Origin of the sequence: Gottfriedia acidiceleris (assembly GCF_004138285.1) — a bacterium.
GTDB lineage: Bacteria > Bacillota > Bacilli > Bacillales > Bacillaceae_G > Gottfriedia > Gottfriedia acidiceleris_A.
In genome coordinates this window covers 989424-1011238 of sequence record NZ_SCFN01000001.1, presented here as the reverse complement: position 1 = coordinate 1011238, position 21815 = coordinate 989424, and the positions used below count along the sequence as shown (strand labels likewise).

Below are 21815 nucleotides of genomic sequence, written 5' to 3'. Positions count from 1 at the left end.
TTTATCATATCATACTTTATACTAAATTTATCATCAAAAATGATAAATTTAATTCTTTTTACCTAATATTTTTTTACATTTTTTACCAAAATCGCGCATGCACTACCTCAATAATAATGTTATACAGGAGGTCTACATAAAGAAGTCGTTTTTGTTTGAATTGGTTCTTTTGTCACGGAGCGAATACTCCATTCTCCGTCATCATTTGAAAAATTAAATTTAACAAGAGTGTAAGGTGGTTGCTGATCTTGTTTATATGCAATTAATTGAATTGTTGCTCCGAATACGTATGTACCATTATATTTCTTTTTTATATTTGTTATTGTCGCACAATTATATTGTTCTCCAGGACCGAACATTTTATATAAGCGGTTATTTATACTAGGAAATAAGATTGATAACACCGCGTCCTCTAATACTTCATTTTGAACTGCAAATGCATATGCCGGTTTTGATGTCGCAATTATGCACATTAATAGTATGATTATAAATCCTCTTTTCATATCTAATCCTCCATTTTAAGGTTTTAACAAATTACTTAGTATCTATTCTTTACAATTTACTGATGGTTATGAAAGAGAGTTTAAATGAACTAGGCATAGAAACTTTAAGGAAAAATAAAAAAAAGACCATGAAAAGTTTTTTCTTTTCTCGGTCTTCTTTTTATTTTTTAACTACACTATTGATGATCCCAATAGTATTTGCTCAAGATATCTGAGAGCAAGTCGATTGTTCTATAAAGTTCAGGTAATGTATTATCGACTCCTCCTACTTCGATTAATATTGAGTTTGGTGATAAATCTTGGTTATAAACGCCATTTCCTTGTTTATAGTTTTTACTAAATATTCCTCTTGTTAAACCTTTGTTAAATTTCATAATTTCACTATTTATATCTTTAGCTAACGCTAAGTTCTTTCTATAATTTTTGTTTTCTACACCAACTATAAAGTATAGCTTTGCATATTTTTGACCATTAATCTCAGTAGTTGTCACATTTTTTCTTTGATCATCACGATGTATGTCAATAAGATAATTTAAATCTTTATCTTGATTAATCGCATCTTGTACAACCAATCTTGACATTTTATATGAACTTCCCCAATTCCAATTTCTTTTCGTTAATTCAGCTCCAATATTTGTTTTATCGTCAATCGCACCGATTCCATTTGCTTCTAAATTTTTTTTCAATCGTTCACCTAATAAGCTTACATTTACTTTTGGAGAAGAAGCTTGATTTGGCGATTTTGCACCTGGGATTAAAGGTAAAAATGATTCCCAGCTATGTGTGTGGTAAATAAAAAAGACATCTTTTCCATTTGTAGTTTTTGATGGTGGATTTGTTGGATTTTTTATTGGTTCATTCACTGGATCTTTAACAGTTGGATCTTGGTTAATTTCGTCGAGTGTTAAGCTTGATTCTATTGGAAGATTCGTAAAATCAATTCCTTCTCCAGCAACTAAGATATTATTTTCGAATTTTGTCATACTTGATATTTCATGTACTAATAAACTTTTTGGATCGTACAGTCTAATATTGGTAATAAATGAAAAAAGAATATTACCGATAGGTTGTCCATTTTTATTGGCATCGTCACCTAACTTAAAATGACCATTTTCATATTCAAACGCTTTAATAAATCCTTCATAGCTCATTTTTTCGAACCATTGATGTACATAATATGATTTAGTATTTTTCATTGATGTCACAAATAAACTAGCTAACAAAAATAATAAGACAATGCCTACAAAGACACTTGCCGTTACACGTTTAAGATTAATAGATTTTATATATATTGATTGTCTCATTAAATCACCTCTACTAAAACGTATGTACAAGCCCTATAAAATAGAATGAAAAAATTATTAAATCATTTAAAAACGAAATTGTGTTTTTACTTTTGAAATAAATTTTTGCTTTTGCTCCAGAATATTAGCTTACCGATATGGATATATTTGAAATAGAAATGAAAAATAAAAAAAGAGATGTCTCAAGACACCTCCGGAAAAAAAGTTCGTATATTGTAAATATCAAGTAAGTTTCTGAATCTTAAATTATCTAGTGCAACGACTGAAGTTAGTTAACGGATTCACAATGCAACCATTTCTTGCTGCTTCTAGTTGTCTTTGACAGAATGACGTTTCTGCAGGTGATACCATAGTATTGTTATTTGATCTTCTTCTGTTTCTTCCACATCCACAGCCTCTGCGCTCAGTCATAGCAGGTTCAACTTCATTCATCTCTTGCATCTCTTTCATCTCATTCATCATTTCAGCCATTACTCTGTCATCTTCTTTATGACAGTCTTTACATGGTTTACGAACTTCAACAAACTCTCTCATATCTCTTGCTGGAGATACTTCTTCTCTTTCTCTTCTACGATTGCAACCACAAAATCCCCACATTTAAGAACACCTCTATAATTATTTATTGTACATTTATAACATACGTAGAAATTTAGATATTGAATGTGTACATGTCTAGATATGAACAAGTTTTTTATATTATTTTTCTATTTTTAATGCAAGTTCGGTAAATGAAATTTTAAAAATGGTCATTTATATAAGAAATAGTTAGTTGTTTATCCTAAAAGTAAAAAAAAATGAGCCAATTAGGCTCATTTTATTTGTTACGGTATACATACTCGTCTTTTGGTGGTTGAATTTCCTTAATTTTTGTGACGTCTAAATAAGGAATGTTTACTTTAAATGGTTGATAGTACATTTGTTGTATATTACCAGTTGCTTCAATCCATTGATCATTTTTCAATGTTTGTCCATCAGGCAAATCAATTAGCACTCCATATACACCGGAATCGGCAACACAGTGAATAATTCCAAATCTAAATAAGAAAACCTGATTTTTCTTTAATCCTTTTTCATGATAAATAAAGCCTTTATAAGTTAATTGCTTACCTAAATATTTTCCAGGCTCATCATATAAAACTTCCATACCTTTAAGAAAGTCATAATCATTTAGGACAATGCTTTTTTTATTAATATATTCTTTGGATTCTTGTTTAATTAATTTTTGATATCCTTCTTGCCCATAGTAAATACTTAAATCAGGCTTTAAATACTGCCTTTGCATAAAAGGATCATTATTACCCGGTTCTGAAACGGGGAAATGAAACCCTTTTGCTTGTACAATTGTAGAGTCCAATGTTGCAACTGGTAAAAATATACCTGTAAACAATGGAAAGATGAAAACTAAGCCATTTAAAAACTTTTTAAAACCTTTTGCTTCTTTATGAACATGTCCATGTACACAAGTATGATCACAACTATGATCATGATGGTGGCTATGGTCGTGGTCATGATCGTGGGTATGCTGTTCATCTTCATCATGACTCGTTCTTAAAGTATGAATTACTTGAATTAAAGTTAGAAATGCAAATAATATCCCAGCTGTCAGAGATAAATAAGAGTATTTCATATTAATATATTTTGAGATCGTACCTTTAATATGCAATTGCATTAAAAAGAAGGTAAATCCTAATAGTACATATGCTCTTGCCATATTGATTCTCCCTTAAATGAATAATGTTGTGAAAAACGTTAATACAATAACTAATCCAATAATAATGAATACATATCTACTTTTGAAATGTTGGAATAACATTAATGTATTTTTTATATCGATCATTGGACCAATAACCATAAACGCAACAATTGAGTTTAAAGAAAACGTACTTTGAAATGAAGATGCTACGAATGCATCAGCCTCAGAACAAAGAGATAAAATAAAGGCTAATGCCATCATTACTAGAATACTAGCAACTTGTCCATTACCTATATGCATTAACGTTGAAGTTGGAATAAATGTTTGTACGAATGCAGCAATAAATGCGCCTAAAATTAAAAACTTACCCATAGAGAAAAATTCTTCTATAGCATGTACACAAACACTCCATAATTTTTTCCTAGCAGGAATTGAATGATCAACTGGAATTGTAACTAAATCGTGTTTTAATGGATTCTCAATTTTTAAATATGATAATACAATTCCAATTATATAAGCAATTATCATAGCGGCTCCAGCACGATAAATAACCATTTCAATATTATTACCAAATGCAATAAATGTAGCAAACAGTACAATTGGGTTAATGATCGGCCCTGTTAACATGAACGCGACCGCTACATAGTGTGGCACACCTTTTTTTATCAACCTACTTACAATTGGTACAATTCCGCACTCACAACCTGGGAAAATAAATCCCAATAAAATAGCTACTAATACTGCTTTATATCTATTCTTTGGTATTAATTTATATAACATTTCTTCAGTAATAAATATTTGAATGATCCCCGAAATAAAAACACCAATTAAAATAAATGGTAATGCTTCGACTACAATCGAAATAAAGATCGTATTCATTTGTAAAAACGAATGATAAAAATTCGTACTCATAATCTCTCTCCCATGTACTTTTAAAAATGAAAACTCACAAAACCTCCGAATGACCGGCGGCTTTGTGAGTTAAAAGTACCTTTTTTTCCAAAATATTAGTGCAATTGTTGTTGATAAAATTGCAGATATACCAATTACGATTGGAAACGCATGTGGTATTTTTGCTAATGGTATATTATCAACGTTCATCCCATAAAAACTTGAAACCATTGTTGGGATTGATAAAATAATTGTAATAGAAGTTAAAAATTTCATTACAATATTTAAATTATTCGAGATAACTGAAGCAAATGTATTCATCATTCCACTTAAGATATTACTATAAACTTCTGCCATCTCTATTGCCTGTTTATTTTCGATAATTACATCTTCTAATAAATCTTCATCATCTTCATACATTTTTAAAATATTCCCTTTAAGAATTTTTTGCATGACGATTTTATTCGATTTAAGTGAAGTAGTAAAATAAACAAGACTTTTTTCAAGGTTCAGCATAGTAAATAACTCTTGATTTCTCGTAGATTGATGTAATTCAGCTTCAATTTCATTTGTTTTGCGATTAATTTGTTTAAGATAACGTAAATAATATGATGATGTCGTATGCAATAGTTGAAGTGCAAATCTAGTCTTTTTAAAAGTAAAAAATCCTTTTACTTTTTGGTAAATAAATCGTTCAAAGATTGGATTTTCACTTAAACAGATTGTCACAAAAGTGCTAGATGAAATAATCATCCCGATTGGTATTGTATCAAAAATTGTGTGCCCATTATCATCATGAGCTACAATTGGAATATCAACAATAATTAGAGTGTGTTCCCCTTCAACCTCTATCCTTGAACGTTCTTCATCATCAAGTGGGTCTTTGATAAAATCTAAATCTAAGTCTAATTTTTGAACTAGATATTGAATTTCTTGTTCTGTTGGATTGATCGCATTGATCCAACAACCTTTCTCAATAACATCGACTTGATTTAGTTTCCCTTGTACATCTGAAAGATAAAAATTTAGCATCTTAATTCACCTCTAATTCTAAAACAAAAACTACACAATAATAGCATACGAAACATTTATATATGTTTCAACCTTTATTAAAAAGAAAGTCCATTTTCTAATAATCAAGCGCTTTTGCGTGGCTATTTTAGTGAGCATTTATACTATTCACAAATAAAGAAAAAGGCCACTTAAAGTGACCTATTTCTTAGTATCCGCTTTTATAAAAATAATGCATATCACTTAATTCATCAATGTATTGATAAACTTCTAACTGACTTTGTAATTGCTCTTTTGTATGTAATGAATAATCTTCCGTAGTCAATTGATTTTGAACATTTGAAAGAGTATTTGATAGATCAGATTTTAATGCATCATACGACATAGAATACATAAAATTCATCCTTCCAATTGAAATTTATCATATTATATGTAATATCATGTAAAACAAATCATATTTATTTTATTTTCTACCTTTTGCCACTAATTTTTTTATTAAAAAATATACAACAAATAGGGCGATCGCGATAATGATTAACATTGGGGTATATGGAGCTAAAACCTCTTTAGCAGTTTCCCAGTTTTTACCTAATTTCTCACCTATTTTAATAAATAGTATAGACCAAGGAATGATTGCAAGAAGTGTATAAAGTGTAAATTTACTTATTGGCATTTTTGCTAAACCCGCTGGAATCGAAATCGCATGTCTAACAACTGGAATAAAGCGAGCCGTAAATACTACTCCTACACCATATTTTGAAAACCATTTTTCTGCTAAATCAAGGTGATGCTTATTAATTAGAATATATTTACCATATTTTTCAATGATAGGGCGGCCACCATAATAACCTAACCAATATAAAAACAATTGCGCAATAGTTCCCCCTATCACTCCTGCTACTAAAGCACCTACAAAATTTATATGCCCTCCGGCTACAAGATAACCAGCATATGCTAAAACAATCTCACTCGGAATAACTTCTATCATTAATCCTAAAGCTACTCCTAAATATCCTAATGATGCAAAAAATTCTAATATATTATGTATGATATTTGTCAATAGGATCCCCCTCTCGAAAACAACTTGTACTACAATGATAATACATAGGAAGATAAAATATGTCAAAATAAAGAAATACTCGGTTGAAAGTAACTTATTTCATATAAAAAAAGGCTGTCCAAGTCAGTGACCTGACTATCGAACAGCCTTTTATTAATTCTTAATTATTTAATTTCAATGTTTTTGTAAGTGTAGTCAGCACCAAATGCATGCTCAATTAATCCAGTTACTTTTGGCTTCATAACGTATGCAATAGCACGTTGGTAAATTGGAAGAATTGCTGCATTGTCTTGAACTAAGATTTTCTCTGCTTGTAAGAATGCATCAGAACGCTTAGCTGGATCTAATAAGAACTCTCCACCAGCTTGTGAGATTAAGTTATCATACTCTTTGTTTGAGAATCCCATTTGGTTGAATGGGCTTGTACTAGTCCACATATCGAAGTATGTCATTGGGTCTTTGTAGTCTGGACCCCATCCACCGAATGAGATGTCGTAATCTTTCTTAGAGTTTAAATCTAATTGTTGTGCAAATGGAACTGATTTAATGTTAATTTTTAAACCTGGTAAGTTTTTAGTGAATTCACCTTGTAGGTACTCACTGATTTTTTTGTTAGTTTCAGTATCAGAACCTAATAATTCGATTGAAACATCTTTCTTACCGATTTCTTTTAAGCCTTGTTCCCATAATGTTTTCGCATCAGCTGGATCGTATTTTACAAGTTGTCCAGAAGCATCACGGAAGTCTTTACCGTTAGCATCTAAGAAGTTACTTGGAGCTAAACCGTATAAAGGTACTGAACCGTTATTTAAGATTACGCTTGTGATTGCTTCACGGTCAAATGCTTCATTTAAAGCTTTACGGATGTTAACGTTTTTAAGAGCTGGATTTTTCGATTCGTTTACACGTAAGAAGAATACAGTTGGCTCTTTAGTTGTTCCATAGTCAGGGCTAGATTTATATTTGTCAACAAACTCAGCAGTTAAACCAGCACGGTCAACTTCACCAGACTCATATAAGTTTACAGCAGTTTGTGGATCTTTTACGATTTTAAAGTTGATTTCTTTTAATTTTACGTCTTTAGCATCATAGTAATCAGGGTTTTTAACTAACTTGTAGCTCTCATCATGTTTCCACTCTGATAATTCAAATGGACCATTGAAGATTAAGTTACCAGCTTCTAAAGCGTAATTTTTACCTTGAGATTCAACATACTTTTGATTTAGTGGTAAGAATGTTGGGAATGTTACTAAAGAATCAAAATATGGAATTGCTTTAGCTAATGTAACTTCTAAAGTTTTATCATCAACTGCTTTAACTCCTAATTGATCTACTGGTTTTTTACCTGTAGTAACATCTTCACCGTTTTGTAATACATTCATCATGAACGCATACTCAGAAGCATTTTTAGGATCTGCTGCACGTTTCCAACCGTAAACGAAGTCTCCAGCAGTTACAGGGTCACCATTAGACCATTTTGCATCACGTAAGTGGAATGTATAAGTTAAACCATCAGCTGATTTATCAAAAGATTCTGCAATACCAGGTTGTACTGCATCATCTTTACCTAATGTGTTTAAGCCTTCCATAACGTTACCTAAAACGTTGAAAGATTCAGCATCTGTAGTAGTACTAGAATCTAAACCTGGCAGTTCAGCTCCGCCTAGTAAGTTCAATACTTGTGGTTTTGCTTTTGCTGTTTCTTTTTTACCTTCATTTGTTTTGTCTGAGTTACATGCAGTTAAAAGCATACTCACAGCAACAGATAAAGATAGAAAATACGATACCTTCTTTTTCATTAGATTGCCTCCCCAAAATTAAACAATTAGACTTAAAAACTATTAAAATATTCAAACAATTTATATTGTTCGAATAGTTAATAACCTTCTTACTTTTTATTTTACATACTTTTTAGAAAATATCAACAAAAAATCGACATTTTTTTCAAAAAAATTAATAAATTTAAATAAATCTTTACTTTTTTGTAATAAAAACTACGTTTTGAAGTATTTTTTTGCATATTAAATCAAAACTATTAATAATTGCCCCAATTTCAATAAATGTTTAAAGTTGGACAAATATGTATATTTTTTTTAAAAAGTTTCAAAAAAATCAGTTTTAAATTTAATTTTTTTCCTGCAAACAAAAAAATAAAACAGTATCCAGCTAAAAAGTGATCATCTGGACACCTTTTAACATTTACTTTTACACTTTCTCTTATACATAAAAAAAGAAATTAAAACCATGAGTTGTCAATTAAATTGTGGATTGATTATTGATAAGTAAGTTGTGAAATATTGATTTCCACTACAGTGCGCTCGCTTTCCATGGGGCGAGATTCTTGAGCCTCCTCGGCGTCGCCTGTGGGGTCTTTAGCCTTCCCGCTTCTCCCATAGGAGCCTGGCACCCTTTCGTTCCAATCAAGTTCTTTATAAAAAATAATAATCTTAAAAACAATAGAGTAGTCAATTGAACAATGAATTATCCTTTACAAATCAAATTGTAACTTATGGTAATGACTTACACATCTTTACAAATATTGATCGTCAAAAAAGAAGATATTTTATTTTTTGCAAGTTAGTTAAAACATTTATCTATCAACCAAAATCACTTGTTAATCAATAAGATGAAAGATAAAACAATAATAAATAGATTATTTTTTTATATAAATTCATTTAATGTTAGTATTTTTCAATGTTGACTACAATATTTCAACACTCTGAAAAAAGAGAAGGGTGATCCCTTCTCTTTTTGTTAATACTATTAGTTTTCGTTAGATGCCCATTTGTAAGAGAAATCTCCGCCAAATTTGTGCGCAATAATACCTTTAACTGAATCTTTTTCTAAATATGCACGGCCGCGTTGGTAAATTGGTGAAATACCAGCTTCATCCATAATTACTTTTTCAGCTGCTATCATATCATCCCAGCGTTTTTGTGGGTCTGCTTCTTTCTTAGCAGCACTTACAAGTTCATCATATTTTGGATTATTGTATGCCATTTCATTGAATGGACTGTTAGATATGAACATATCAATAAATGTCATTGGATCTGGATAGTCTGGACCCCAACCTGAGAATGAGAAGTCGTAGTCTAATTTTTTCTCGTTATCAAGTTTAATTTCAAACGGTTGTGGAGCTACAGTAATTTTTAAACCAGGTAAGTTCTTCTCAAGCTCACCAGCGATATACTCAGCAGCTTTTTTGCGAGTTGTATCATCATAAGAAAGCATTTTCAGCTCAAATGTATCTTTACCAAGTTCTTTTTTAGCTTCAGCCCATAATTTTTTAGCTTCTTCGACGTTATATTTGTTAAAGTCACCATTATGATCACGGAAATCTTTTGAATCTGGTCCTTTTACCCACTCAGAAGGTACTAACCAGTATGCAGGTTTAGAACCATCATTTAAGATAGAAGATGTAATAGCTGATTTATCGTATGCTAAGTCAAATGCTTTACGAGCTTTAGCATTTTTAAAAATTGGTAGTTTTTCATTGAAACGGAAGAATATTAAACGAGCATCTAATTGAGTTTTGTATTCAGGGTCATTTTTATATTTATCAACGTACTCAGAATCAAGCATTACTTTATCAATATCACCGTTTTCATATAAGTTAACTGCAGCTGAAGTATCTTTAACTACATTATATTTGATTTCATCTAATTTAACTGAGTCCTTGTCCCAATATTTTGGGTTCTTCTTTAATGTAAAGCTTTGCTCATGCTTCCACTCACTTAAAGTAAATGGACCATTATATAATTGAGTATTTGCTTCTAAACCATATTGATCTCCTTTAGACTCAACCCACTTTTGGTTTTCTGGTAAGTATGTTCCAAAAGTAGTTAATTGTAAGAAATAAGGAGTTGGTTGTTCTAGCGTTACTTGTAAAGTTTTATCATCTAGTGCTTTCACACCTAATTGGTCTTTTGGCATTTTTCCATTGAAAATTGCTTCAGCATTTTTCACATAGTATAAAATGAATGAATATTCAGATGCAGTTTTTGGATCTACAGCACGTTGCCAACCATAAACGAAATCATTAGCAGTTACTGGCTCACCATTTGACCATTGTGTATCACGTAAATGGAATGTATATGTTAAACCATCTTTACTAACTTCAACCGAATCTTTCTTAGCAACTCCATCTACTACTTCGTCACCCTCTCCTAAACGAAGTAAACCTTCATTTACGTTGTCTAAAACTTCAAATGACATTGAATCAGTAGTTTTTGCTGAATCCATTGAAGGAATCTCAGTAGTTGTAGTTAACCTTAACGTTTGCTTCTTATCCTTCTGTGAGTTAGTTGCTGTTTTTTCTGTGTCTTTGCCACAAGCTGCTAGTACTGTACTTAGTACCAATAAACTTGAAACAGTTGTTGCTAATCTACGCTTCATTAGAGCACCTCCATATATTAGTGATTATTCATTGTGTAATTTACTTATTTTTCTGAAAAATCACTTATTACTTTTTCAATATACTACAAACTTTTCAGAAAAAAAAGTATTTTTTTAATATTTAATTTTTTTTGTTAAAATTTCTATAAATCTTAGTTCAATTTTCATACTTTTTATTAAATTTAGTGTAGTTCAAAATGATTGTATTACTATTCACATATTTTTTTGATACAAAAAAATGCAATTTTTTATAATTTTTATGTCGATTCTACAAACATTTTATGAACTTAATTATTAGTTTCCATTCTTACTAAATTTTGGGTTATAATATATCTTATCAATTTGAACATATCTATTTTTTTATATCAATTTTAGGAAGTGAATTTATGATAAGAAAAAGTATCCCAAACCTATTTACTCTAGGGAATTTATATTGTGGATTTCTATCGATCGGTTTTGCAGCTAAAGGAGAATTTAGAAATGCAGCAATTCTTATTTTAATAGGAATGATGCTCGATAGTATGGACGGTCGAGTTGCTAGAGTTTTAGGTGTCCAATCACAATTAGGAAAAGAACTAGACTCTTTAGCTGATATAGTTACTTTTGGAGTTGCACCTTCCTATTTGGTATTTTGTACACAATTTTCAACTGAAGGTATCTTTGGTCTTGCAATTGCTGGTTTATTCCCACTGTTTGGCGCATATAGATTAGCACGATTTAATGTAACACCAATTTCAACATCATTAAAATATTTTACTGGGGTACCAATTACAGCAGCTGGTGGTCTTGTTGCCTTTTTAACATTATTTGGAAGTCGAATACCACAAATTGTCATCATTACAGTTTTTGTTGCATTAGCATTCTTAATGGTTAGTAGAATTAAAATTCCAAGTTTTAAAGATATTCCGATCCCTAAGTATGCTACAATTATTACGATTTTTTTAGGATACGCATTATATCTTGTATGGCATGCTAAAAAAGAACAGTGGCCATTCTTTATTTATATAGCAATTCCGCTTTACATCTTCTTTATTTTCTTTCAATTTTTCAAAAGTAAAAAGAAGCAATCTAGTGATGAAAATAAGAAACCTCGTAAATTTCGTTTAAAAAGAAAGTCTTAATAAAAAGTATGTTTTGATGCATTGTTTTTTCATCAAAGCATACTTTTTTTTATATAATAATCCTTTTAAATCTCATTTTTCTTGCACATTAATAATTACTGTTCTATAATGACAAAGGATTAAATCGTATTTATTACGATTTTGAATATTATATATATATTTTTGTACCTAATTGTTAGATAAAAATTATCTTACATTTTTTTTAAAACATAAAAAGGAATGATTACGAATTAATTAAAATATTTTAACCTTTTTCGTTTATTAACAACCTCATTACAAAATACTAAAATGATTAAATTTTTTAGGGAGAGAAAAAAATGAAATTTAAAAAATTAGCAATTACGACTTTGCTATTAACAAGTGCAGTTCTGTCAGCTTGCAATAAAGACACGCATCAGCAAAGTACTAAAAACAAAAATAAACTGACGATTTATACAACCATTTATCCCTTACAAGATTTTGCTGAAAAAATTGGTGGTAAATACGTTGATGTTCATTCCATATACCCTACTGGTGTTGATACTCATGATTTTGAACCAACTTCTAAACAAATTGTAAAAATCGCAAACTCAGATTTATTTGTTTACAATGGTGCAGGTATGGAACCTTTTGCAGATAAAATCAAAGATACACTTAAAAATAATAATGTTGCGATCTTAGAAGCAACTAAAAATATAGAATTAATAAAGTCAAACGAAGAAGAAATTGAGGAAGATGAAGACCATCATGACGTTGACCCACACGTTTGGTTAGATCCATCGCGAGCAAAAATTGAAGCTCAAAATATTAAGGATGAATTAATTAAATTAATGCCAAAAAACAAACAGTACTTCGAAGCAAATTTTGATAAAATTGAAAATCAATTTGATGAACTTGATAATGAATTAAGAAATTTAGTTTTACATTCTGCACGTAAGGATATTGTCGTTTCACATGCAGCTTATGGATATTTGGAACAACATTACGGAATTGAACAAATCCCAATCACAGGACTTTCCCCTTCTCAAGAGCCATCACAGAAGGATTTAAAGAAAGTTGTTGATTTTGTTAAAGAACATCATGTCAAATATATTTTGTTCGAAACGTTTGCTACACCAAAAGTAGCATCTGTTGTAAAAAATGAAACTCACGCTGAAATCTTAAGACTTAACCACCTAGCAACTATTTCAGAAGATGATTTAAAGAATCATAAAGATTATTTCGACTTAATGCAAGAAAATATAGACACGCTAGATAAGACATTAAATAATAAATAACCGTTAAAAAGAGGACCCAATTTTTTGGGTCCTCTTTTTACTACTATTTATCCTACCTTCATATTATCAGAAATCCGTTCAGATTTTCTCTTGATCTCTTTAAACATCACTTCAAATAAATAAGCTCCGATCAAAGCTAGTAGTGTAATTATACTAAATGTCCATTTATATCCAATCAGCCCAGCTAGTGGAATCGTTAATGGTGCAATAGTTCGTCCAAGTGACCATCTTAAACCTGCTGCTGCAAAATACTGTCCACGTTGATTTTCAGGAGCAATTTTTGCAATAAACGAGTTCTGATTTCCTACAACTAATATCTCACCTAAAGTAAAGAGTGCCATTGCAATAAAAATAACATAGGCTGATAGCGTGAATCCAAACAATAACATAGATAAAGCATAACAAACAGATGATGCAAAAAATAAAAATCTTTCATTAAATTTATTTGCAAATTTCGTTATTAAAACTGTAAATAATGCGACAATTAAACCGTTTTCGGCTATGACCCAGCTAAATAATGTTTCACTATTTGTCTTTAAAGTAAACTCGCCAAAACTAAATAATGTTTGAACGGGAATACTTTCTTTTATATAAACCGCTAGTAATAAATCTAATTGAGTAAAAGTTTGAGAGATTAATATACCAGCTGCAACAAATAAGAAAAAAACCTTATCAGTAAAAATAATACGATAATTCTTTACTTGTTTAATTAAAACTTTTGAGATAGAAGCTTCTTTTTCTTGTCTTACAGAGTTTGGTAATGACTCCTTTATTAATAGTAGAATCATAAATGCGACAATTAGAAAGATCAATGAGGATGTAGCAAATAATAAAAATCTTGCTTTAAAAAATAAAATCCCACCTATAATTGGCCCGATCACAACATTAATATTTATCATCGTATAAAAAACAGCGAAGACTAAGTTTCTTTCATCTTTATCTTCAACTGTATCTGCTACCATAGCCGAACTTGCTGGATTATATAGCATTCCTGTGACACTAATAATTGCAAACCCTAAAAAAGTTAGCCATGGAGAATTTAAAATTGGTGAATTTGCAATTGTTAGCAATATCATTCCTCCAGCTTGTATAAAAGCTGATATAACCATCATTCTTTTTCGGCCATACGTATCAGCCAAATATCCACCGATTAAATTTGCAAATACTCCAACAGCTTGAGAGCACATAAGTAAGATCCCTGCTGTCACTTTACCTAATTCTTCAGCAAAATAAATTGCTAAAAATGGTAAATACATCCAAAAGAATAATCCGAAGAAAAACTCAGCAACAAGCCTGATCTTCATATTAAAATTCCATTTAAGTATATTCATGATGTCCGTCCCCCTAACCTTCTCACTTTATCATAATTAAAAAAATGCGTAAATTGAATTTTATCTGGTACTTCCTTCTTCTAAGAAATGTATAAGAATAAATGCATTTTGATCAGTTTATAAACTTTTACTAAGGGAGCATGTCTATTTCCCTAAAATGCATCATACAATTTAGTACTACATTTAGGAGGACTTCCTATGAAATTCAACTTTAGTAAAGAAGCTCGTAATATAGCCTTTACATATGTCGGAACTGTTATTGGAGCAGGTTTTGCTACGGGTAAAGAAATTGTAGAGTTCTTTTCAATTAATGGGGTATATGGTGCAATGGGGATTCTTTTTGCCACTATATTATTTTGTTGGTTTGGAACTAAAATTATGACAATTGCTCATACATATAAATTAAATTCTGCTCAGCAATTTAATGTACTATTATTTGGAGAAATCGGAGGAAATATTATTAATGGGCTATTATTCTTTGTTTTAATTGGCGTTACAAGTGTCATGTTGTCTGGTGCTGGAGCTGTATTTAAAAATTACTTACATTTTGATTCTTTTATCGGTTCATTATTTTTTATCATTTTGACTTTTATCGTTTTAAGAAAAGGGACAAGTGGTTTATTCAGTCTAAATAATACAGTAGTCCCAATTATGTGTGCTTTTATCGTCGCTGTTTTCATCAACTCACATTTACCATTTACAATGCATGAAATAACATTAGATCATATTTTACCTTCTATTAATACGCTTAACTATACAGTGTTTACAAAACCAATAACCTATGTTTGTTTAAATATGGCATTAGCCCAGGCTGTTTTAGTTCCTATTGGTTCTGAGTGTAAAGAAAAGTCTTCAATTATTCAAGGCGGAGTATTAGGCGGTTTAATATTAGGCACTATTTTATTACTAATTCATCTGAACGTTTCAGGTGTAACTAATTTTCAACAATATGAAATTCCTATGGTTGAAGTAATCAAAAAAATCCATCCAATTTTCTATTACTTTTTCCTAATGGTTATATTAGCTGAAATTTTTACCACATTAGTTGGAAACATATATGGAATGTCAAGACAAATTAATTCATATATACGATTAAATACAAATCTTGTCGTTATCTTATTATTAATATGCTGCCTGTTTATTAGCATTATTGGCTATGGACCATTACTAACATTCCTTTATCCACTTATCGGTTGGATTAGTTTTCTTGTAATCCTAACCTTACTAAAACCTAAAAAATCATCTTAATCGCAATCATCGCAAACTTCATAATATAATCCAAATTCAATGTGTAACTTTGGCTTCCATTGAATCTTAAACATCCTACTTTGCCAACGTTCTAATACAAATTGAATTGAATTCTCATCAGGATCGTTTATTAATATCATTTGATGAATTTGTAGGCTTTTTACTGAGAAGCGATTCTCATTTTCGATATACCAATCAATCGTTAACTCATCGTATTCATTTATAACAAACTTAACATACGTGCTTGGTTTATCTTTCAGACACATCTCACTAAAGATTCCTTCGTCAGTCACAATAATCGGATAATCACCTTTATCATTTTTTTCTAATTTTATTTGAAAGGTATTTTCTAAAAAACAAATCATTTTGTCACCTTCTAATTTATGATATGTTGATAGTTTAACAAATAAAGACATGAAAAGACAGGAATATGCAGGTTCAAAAGATCTTGTTTAGGCGGAATTTATTCACAAATTGAAAAAGGATTACCCTTATAACAAAGAGTAATCCTTTTTATTTATTTTCGATTGTATAAAGCTTTATATTTAGCCCATGTATTTCTTCTTTCTTTCATTAAACTAATGAATTCCGGTTTACATTCATCTAAATTAGTTAACGCTACCAGTTCGTTATTTTTCCATTTTGTTACAATACCTTCTGTAGTATAAATTAAGTATTGGTATTCTAAGTAACTTCCTAACGTTGATAAGCTTATTTGTTCAAAAATATTCTCTGCAAAACTGTTAGAAAATGATACACATACCGGCCTGGTGCCTACTCGATCCAAGTCAAGAACATGTACAATTTTCCGATTACAATCTATACATAATGAATAAACGGAAGGAACAATTCCACCAGTTAGAAAAACTTGTTCATTGCTATAGAATTCCTTCACTTTAATCCTCCTATTATCATTGTATATAAGTATATGCAATAAAAAATAGAATTGACTAGTTAAATTACATTACGTCTCACTTTATTTAATGGAATTTTGAATAAACATAATCTTCCCTGATTCATTAAATTTTAAAGAAGCTTCAAATTCTTTGCCATCCTTTGAAAATCCTTTTATAACTTCTGTAGTCTCACCGTTTAATAATTGCTTCATTAACGCCTTAGTAATTGTTTTTCCTAATATTTTTTTTGAAATTGTAACATCACATTTTGTTTTTTGGAATTGATCACACCCATAAAATGATCCTTTATCAATCATTTTACCATCGCATTTAATGCATTTTCCAACACTAGATGATTTTTTCTTCGGACCAAACTTTGAATTTTGCATCTCTTCAATTTTAAACTCAGAAAAATTCCATATCTTCTCATTTTCATATGCATCAAGAATTATTTTTTCAGTTAATTTTTTGGTTTGTTCCATAAACTCAAGACTACTTGCTTTTCCTTCTCCAATTTCACCTAATCTCTGCTCCCATTTTGCAGTCATATCAGGTGATGTTAAAATATTTTCCCCCAGAGCATAAATAATAAGCTTTCCTTTATCCGTCGCGAATACTTGATTTTTCTTAACTTCAATATATTTTCTATTTTTTAAAGTACCTATAATACCAGCCCTTGTTGCCTCTGTACCTAATCCTTCAGTTTTATTTAGTATTTTCGTTAATTCCGGATTATCAATATGTTTTCCGGCAGATTTCATTAATGTTATTAATTGTCCTTCTGTATATCTTTTAGGTGCTTGAGTTTTCTTTTCTTTTACCTCTACTTTTTTAACAATTCCTTCTTGCCCAGTTTCAACAACGGGTAGATTTTGTTCTTCTGTATTTTTTTCTTTTGATTTTTCGAAAATGACTTTACGCCAACCTTCTTGAACCATTGTTTTCCCTTTTGAAATAAAAGTCGCTCGCCCGTCTACTAATGTATGAATTGTTGTATAGTCAAAAATTGAATTAGGATAATGTGCACTAATTAAACGATTTACAATTAGTTCATAAATTTTCAATTCCTCATCATTCATTTTATGGATATTTGGTACTTGCTCAGTAGGAATAATTGCATAGTGATCAGTGACCTTTTTCTCATTAACGAAACGACTATTATTTAATATAGATTGATTTGGCAGAGGAAAAAATTTTGAAAATTGCTCAATATTTTCAAATTTCTTCAATATATCTGGGAGCATCATTGCTTCTTCTTTCGTAATAAAACTTGAGTCCGAACGTGGGTATGAAATATTCCCTTTGACATAAAGCTTTTGTGCAATCTCGAGTGTTTTTTGTGGTGAAAATTTATATTTACTGTTTGCATCAGCTTGGAGTGCCGATAAATTATATAGAAAAGGTGATTGAAACTCTTTTCTTTCTTGCTCAATATCAGTAATTTTTACGTTTTTATTTTCACAAAAGCCAGCAATTTTTTCAGCTAATTCCTTTGACATAATTTTAGATTCTGATTCGTTATGCCATTTCCCAAAAAACTTTTGCTTATCAAACTGAAATGTAGCAAAAACCTCCCAATAAGGTTCGGAATTAAAACTTTCAATCTCAAGTTCTCTTTTGACAATAAGAGCTAATGTTGGTGTTTGAACTCTTCCTAAAGAAAATACATCCTGGATTCCTTTTTTTTGTAAATGTAATGAATATACTCTTGATGCATTCATTCCAACTAACCAATCAGCACATGCTCGGCTATACGCCTCAAAGAATAAGCTTTTTGTTTCACTTTCATCCAATAGTTGACTAAATCCTTTTTTAACGGCATTTTCTGTTAATGACGAAATCCAAAGCCTTCTCATTGGTTTTTTATTTCCAGCTAAATTTAAAATAAGGCGAACGATATGTTCTCCTTCACGTTCACAGTCACCTGCAAGAATTATTTCATTAACTTCATCTAGGTGGACTAAATTCTTTATAATTGAAAATTGATCCCATTTTCCTTTTGATACTTTATGTCCAAAGCGATTAGGTATAATTGGTAAAGTATTTAATGACCACTTTTTCCATTTTTCATCATATTCTTCAGGTGATAATAACTCACATAAATGCCCAATAGCCCAAGTTAAATAAGCACCTTTTGGAAAAAACTCGTTAGGTTGAATGACTAAGAACCCTTTTTTCTTTTGGAACTTAAAAGGGGCTGCAAGCTTTAAACCTTGATCAGGCTTTTCGGCAATAATTAATTTCATTTTCTTCCTCACAATTTAAACTAATTTTTGAATCACTTTATTTATTAGATATAGTTATTATATAACTTATGTAATGGTAGGGAAAGCAGGAAGAAACAGAAAAAGGCAGTGCCAAAAGAATTCATTCTCTTGAACTGCCTTTCTTCTCTTCTTGGTTAGAAGCTTTAACTACATCCTGGATTACGTGGTATTTGAATATATTCTACTTCTTCTAATATTTTAATTCGTTTTGTTACAATGACAACATAGTTAGCTGTCCAAATATATTGAGGAAAGTTATTTTCATCAACCATCATTGCTTGAAATGTATCATTCATCATTTCTTCAAATTTTTCCTCTGTTATTAAGTCATTTTCAATTTTAAAGTCAATCCATTCACAATGAATCATTTTCATCTCTCCGTCTCTTTTTGAAGTGAAATCAAGATTGATTCTTAATAGTAATTTAAATCACTTACTATGGTTGTAGTATATCATGTACTTTTCTATTTGTGAATAATTTCACAAATAGATTTTAATTTTTATTTTATTTATGAAATTTTTAAGTCAATTGAATGTATATTTTGATATTAAGCGCTTACTTGACTTATATTCTTAATAGTTGTATATTAATTTCAACATTTATTATTAAAATTATTAATAAATGGAAATTCTTTCGCGCTTCATGTGCAATGTTTTAGGAGGAAAAGAAAAATGCAAGGAAAAGTAAAATGGTTCAACAATGAAAAAGGTTTCGGATTCATCGAAGTTGAAGGTGGAGACGATGTATTCGTACATTTCTCAGCAATCCAAACTGACGGATTCAAATCTTTAGAAGAAGGTGCTGAAGTTTCTTTTGACATTGTTGAAGGTAACCGTGGACCTCAAGCTGCTAACGTAGTAAAGCTATAAAATAAACTTGACTACATAAAGGACTGATTTATCAGTCCTTTTTTATTTTTTCTAAGAGCTCATAATAAAAATTATTCAGTGATCTTAAACAAAAAAATCCTCTCGCTTTTCATGATTCCTATTTTATTTGGGAATACTATGAAGTGAAATAAGGAGGGTGTTTATGTCGAACTTTAATAATTTTGAGGATGTAGAAATGAAAGTTAAAGCTGCTCAAAAGCTTGTAGGCTATGCAACAATGAGCATGGACGAGCAACAATTAACAGATGCAACAACTGCAGTTAATCAAGCAAGAGAACAGCTTGAAAAAATGAAGAACCTTGCTACTGATTTAGATGATGAATTTTTAAAGAAACAAGAAGAAGACTTAATGCAAGTTGAGCAACAAATAAGAGAAGCTCAGATATAAGATATAATGAAAAAGAAGGTACTTTCATTAGTACCTTCTTTTTCATAGTGTTGAAATAAAAATATTTAAGAGCTAATTTTTAGAAAAACAAGTTCAAATGATTATTATAATAATTTATGTTCGATCTTAATTCACCTACAAACTGATTAGCAAGCTTTTATGGTACTCTAAGTAAAGGATATTAAATTAGGTTTTTAGTGTAACCATTTTTTTGATGAAAAAGTTGATTGGAATGGAGGGATGCTCGACTCCTATGGGATATGCGGGAAGGCTGAGACCCCACAGGAACGAACGTGACGAGGAGGCTCAGGTCTCGCCCCATGGAAAGCGAGCATCCCGTAGTGGAAATCAACCTCACTAAACTCCTTTACGAAAATTTGGTAATTATTTGACAAGGTTGTTTTTCAACAGCATGAAAAAGAAGGTACTGTCATTAGTACCTTCTTTTTTTTTGAATTAAAACGTAGTCAATATTTAATAGTAAAACTACGTAAACATTAATTATTAGGTAGTTACTTAGGTATTGGGGTTCTGGTTCTTTTTTTGTTAGTTTTTTTTGTTAGTTTACTTTTAATGTTTTAGAGTTAACAGTCAGAAGTTAATTGCTTACCGATCGTTTTTATTTTTTCTCCAATTGTGCATTTATTAATACAAAATGATTGAGCAAATTTTTGGCTATGGTCTTTTCTAAAATGTTTATAGACAAAACAGCCATCACAATAAGTCTTTATTAAAGTATCTATTTCATCCAAGATTTCTTTACGTTCCATACTTTCATTTCACCTCTTCATGTAACTTCAATCGTACTTATTATCTTATTCCCTTTAAGTGCTTGCGTTGCTAGATTATGGGCTTCTTTATTATCATTACGTTTAATAAGTTCTAATTGTAAAGTTAATTTTAAGTTTTTACATTTTCTTTCAATTCGATTTATAAATCGTTCATGTTGTTCTTCATAACAAGGCCAATCTCCATTTAATTGATTAATGACAACTTGTGAATCTCCTTTAATTATAATCGTTTGTCCGGTAATATTCATTTCCTCTAATAGTAGGATTGCATTTTCAATAGCAGCAAATTCGGCTTCATTATTTGTCAATAACCCATCTAATTTTTCATTAAACCTTTTTCGATAGTTTTTACCATTTTGACTAAAGTATAAGCATACACCTATTCCTGATATAGATGTTGATAGATCAAATCCACCGTCAAAAAAAATTGAAATATTATGTGGTTCTTCTTCGAGTTCTTTTAAGTACTTTATTACTTGTTTTTTAGTCCACTCTGTGTCGAATTGATCTAAAAAGATGATTTCTCTTGTTCTACCTGTACTTTCAAAATCTTCCGCTAAAAGTAGTGCTTCTTTTATTTCTAACCATTCAGTTTCAAGTGTAATTTGATATTTCTTTTTGGTTTGATACTTCCAACTGATCTTTAGCTTCATCCGACACACCTCTTCGATTGTTTATTTTAGAATAGCCTATGGTTGAATATAAATTACTTCATTTCATATTTTAAGTTTTCATTTTTTTGAATATATACTAAAATGGTACTTATATAA

At 30.4% G+C, this 21815-nt stretch carries 23 protein-coding genes; 6 read left to right on the top strand and 17 right to left on the bottom strand.

Annotated features, from left to right (window positions below; all coding sequences use genetic code 11):
- Window positions 1-119 precede the first annotated feature (119 nt).
- From EP747_RS04960 to EP747_RS04920, 9 genes are all read right to left on the bottom strand, one after another.
- Window positions 120-503 (bottom strand): DUF3888 domain-containing protein, encoded by a 384-nt coding sequence (locus EP747_RS04960; protein ID WP_129688771.1) that lies wholly within the window; start codon window positions 501-503, stop codon window positions 120-122.
- A 176-nt stretch (window positions 504-679) separates the two neighbouring features.
- Window positions 680-1807, bottom strand: a complete 1128-nt coding sequence (gene spoIIP / locus EP747_RS04955) for a stage II sporulation protein P (RefSeq protein WP_235832747.1) — start codon at window positions 1805-1807, stop codon at window positions 680-682.
- A gap of 246 nt (window positions 1808-2053) precedes the next feature.
- Window positions 2054-2404 (bottom strand): hypothetical protein, encoded by a 351-nt coding sequence (locus EP747_RS04950; RefSeq protein ID WP_129688770.1) that lies wholly within the window; start codon window positions 2402-2404, stop codon window positions 2054-2056.
- Between the two features lie 217 nt (window positions 2405-2621).
- Window positions 2622-3518 carry a TIGR03943 family putative permease subunit gene (locus EP747_RS04945; protein WP_129688769.1) on the bottom strand — a complete coding sequence of 299 codons (897 nt, stop codon included), beginning with the start codon at window positions 3516-3518 and terminating at the stop codon, window positions 2622-2624.
- 12 nt (window positions 3519-3530) lie between these two features.
- Entirely contained in the window at window positions 3531-4412 is an 882-nt protein-coding gene (locus EP747_RS04940) for a permease (RefSeq protein WP_129688768.1), read from the bottom strand.
- 69 nt (window positions 4413-4481) lie between these two features.
- A complete protein-coding gene (locus EP747_RS04935) occupies window positions 4482-5423 on the bottom strand; it encodes a magnesium transporter CorA family protein (protein ID WP_129688767.1) in 942 nt (313 codons plus the stop codon).
- Between the two features lie 187 nt (window positions 5424-5610).
- The gene (locus tag EP747_RS04930; protein WP_129688766.1) at window positions 5611-5796 is read right to left on the bottom strand and encodes a hypothetical protein; all 186 of its coding nucleotides are present in this window, start codon (window positions 5794-5796) and stop codon (window positions 5611-5613) included.
- Window positions 5797-5865: 69 nt separating this feature from the next.
- Entirely contained in the window at window positions 5866-6468 is a 603-nt protein-coding gene (locus EP747_RS04925; protein ID WP_235832762.1) for a DedA family protein, read from the bottom strand.
- Between the two features lie 158 nt (window positions 6469-6626).
- Window positions 6627-8261 carry a peptide ABC transporter substrate-binding protein gene (locus EP747_RS04920; RefSeq protein WP_129688765.1) on the bottom strand — a complete coding sequence of 545 codons (1635 nt, stop codon included), beginning with the start codon at window positions 8259-8261 and terminating at the stop codon, window positions 6627-6629.
- A gap of 670 nt (window positions 8262-8931) precedes the next feature.
- Here EP747_RS04920 and EP747_RS24145 point away from each other — a divergent pair.
- Complete coding sequence (locus EP747_RS24145) at window positions 8932-9087, top strand: hypothetical protein (protein WP_165346848.1); 156 nt, start codon at window positions 8932-8934, stop codon at window positions 9085-9087.
- A gap of 138 nt (window positions 9088-9225) precedes the next feature.
- Here the strand turns inward: EP747_RS24145 and EP747_RS04915 are convergent, their stop codons facing one another.
- Window positions 9226-10857, bottom strand: coding sequence for a peptide ABC transporter substrate-binding protein (locus EP747_RS04915; protein WP_129688764.1), 1632 nt, complete (start codon window positions 10855-10857; stop codon window positions 9226-9228).
- Window positions 10858-11243: 386 nt separating this feature from the next.
- On the opposite strand from EP747_RS04915, the gene pssA reads away from it, so the two are divergent.
- Together pssA and EP747_RS04905 are read left to right on the top strand one after the other, a co-directional pair.
- Window positions 11244-11978 (top strand): CDP-diacylglycerol--serine O-phosphatidyltransferase, encoded by a 735-nt coding sequence (gene pssA / locus EP747_RS04910; protein WP_129688763.1) that lies wholly within the window; start codon window positions 11244-11246, stop codon window positions 11976-11978.
- Between the two features lie 317 nt (window positions 11979-12295).
- A complete protein-coding gene (locus EP747_RS04905) occupies window positions 12296-13234 on the top strand; it encodes a metal ABC transporter substrate-binding protein (protein ID WP_235832746.1) in 939 nt (312 codons plus the stop codon).
- 47 nt (window positions 13235-13281) lie between these two features.
- Here the strand turns inward: EP747_RS04905 and EP747_RS04900 are convergent, their stop codons facing one another.
- Window positions 13282-14565, bottom strand: a complete 1284-nt coding sequence (locus tag EP747_RS04900; RefSeq protein WP_129688762.1) for an MDR family MFS transporter — start codon at window positions 14563-14565, stop codon at window positions 13282-13284.
- Window positions 14566-14763: 198 nt separating this feature from the next.
- Here EP747_RS04900 and EP747_RS04895 point away from each other — a divergent pair, with 198 nt between their 5' ends.
- The gene (locus tag EP747_RS04895) at window positions 14764-15813 is read left to right on the top strand and encodes a hypothetical protein (RefSeq protein WP_129688761.1); all 1050 of its coding nucleotides are present in this window, start codon (window positions 14764-14766) and stop codon (window positions 15811-15813) included.
- Here EP747_RS04895 and EP747_RS04890 read toward each other — a convergent pair.
- From EP747_RS04890 to EP747_RS04875, 4 genes are all read right to left on the bottom strand, one after another.
- Window positions 15810-16178 carry a DUF3979 family protein gene (locus EP747_RS04890; RefSeq protein WP_165346846.1) on the bottom strand — a complete coding sequence of 123 codons (369 nt, stop codon included), beginning with the start codon at window positions 16176-16178 and terminating at the stop codon, window positions 15810-15812. The genes EP747_RS04895 and EP747_RS04890 overlap by 4 nt on opposite strands.
- Window positions 16179-16330: 152 nt before the next feature.
- The gene (locus tag EP747_RS04885) at window positions 16331-16708 is read right to left on the bottom strand and encodes a hypothetical protein (protein ID WP_129688759.1); all 378 of its coding nucleotides are present in this window, start codon (window positions 16706-16708) and stop codon (window positions 16331-16333) included.
- An 81-nt stretch (window positions 16709-16789) separates the two neighbouring features.
- Entirely contained in the window at window positions 16790-18955 is a 2166-nt protein-coding gene (locus EP747_RS04880; RefSeq protein WP_129688758.1) for a DNA topoisomerase III, read from the bottom strand.
- Window positions 18956-19119: 164 nt separating this feature from the next.
- Window positions 19120-19344, bottom strand: coding sequence for a hypothetical protein (locus EP747_RS04875; RefSeq protein ID WP_129688757.1), 225 nt, complete (start codon window positions 19342-19344; stop codon window positions 19120-19122).
- A gap of 303 nt (window positions 19345-19647) precedes the next feature.
- Here EP747_RS04875 and cspD point away from each other — a divergent pair, with 303 nt between their 5' ends.
- Window positions 19648-19845 (top strand): cold-shock protein CspD, encoded by a 198-nt coding sequence (gene cspD, locus EP747_RS04870; RefSeq protein ID WP_056466512.1) that lies wholly within the window; start codon window positions 19648-19650, stop codon window positions 19843-19845.
- 163 nt (window positions 19846-20008) lie between these two features.
- Window positions 20009-20254, top strand: coding sequence for a DUF2564 family protein (locus tag EP747_RS04865; RefSeq protein ID WP_129688756.1), 246 nt, complete (start codon window positions 20009-20011; stop codon window positions 20252-20254).
- Window positions 20255-20838: 584 nt separating this feature from the next.
- Here EP747_RS04865 and EP747_RS04860 read toward each other — a convergent pair.
- Complete coding sequence (locus EP747_RS04860; protein ID WP_069031958.1) at window positions 20839-21024, bottom strand: zinc-finger domain-containing protein; 186 nt, start codon at window positions 21022-21024, stop codon at window positions 20839-20841.
- A gap of 17 nt (window positions 21025-21041) precedes the next feature.
- Complete coding sequence (locus EP747_RS04855; protein WP_129688755.1) at window positions 21042-21698, bottom strand: reverse transcriptase-like protein; 657 nt, start codon at window positions 21696-21698, stop codon at window positions 21042-21044.
- Window positions 21699-21815: the final 117 nt, after the last annotated feature.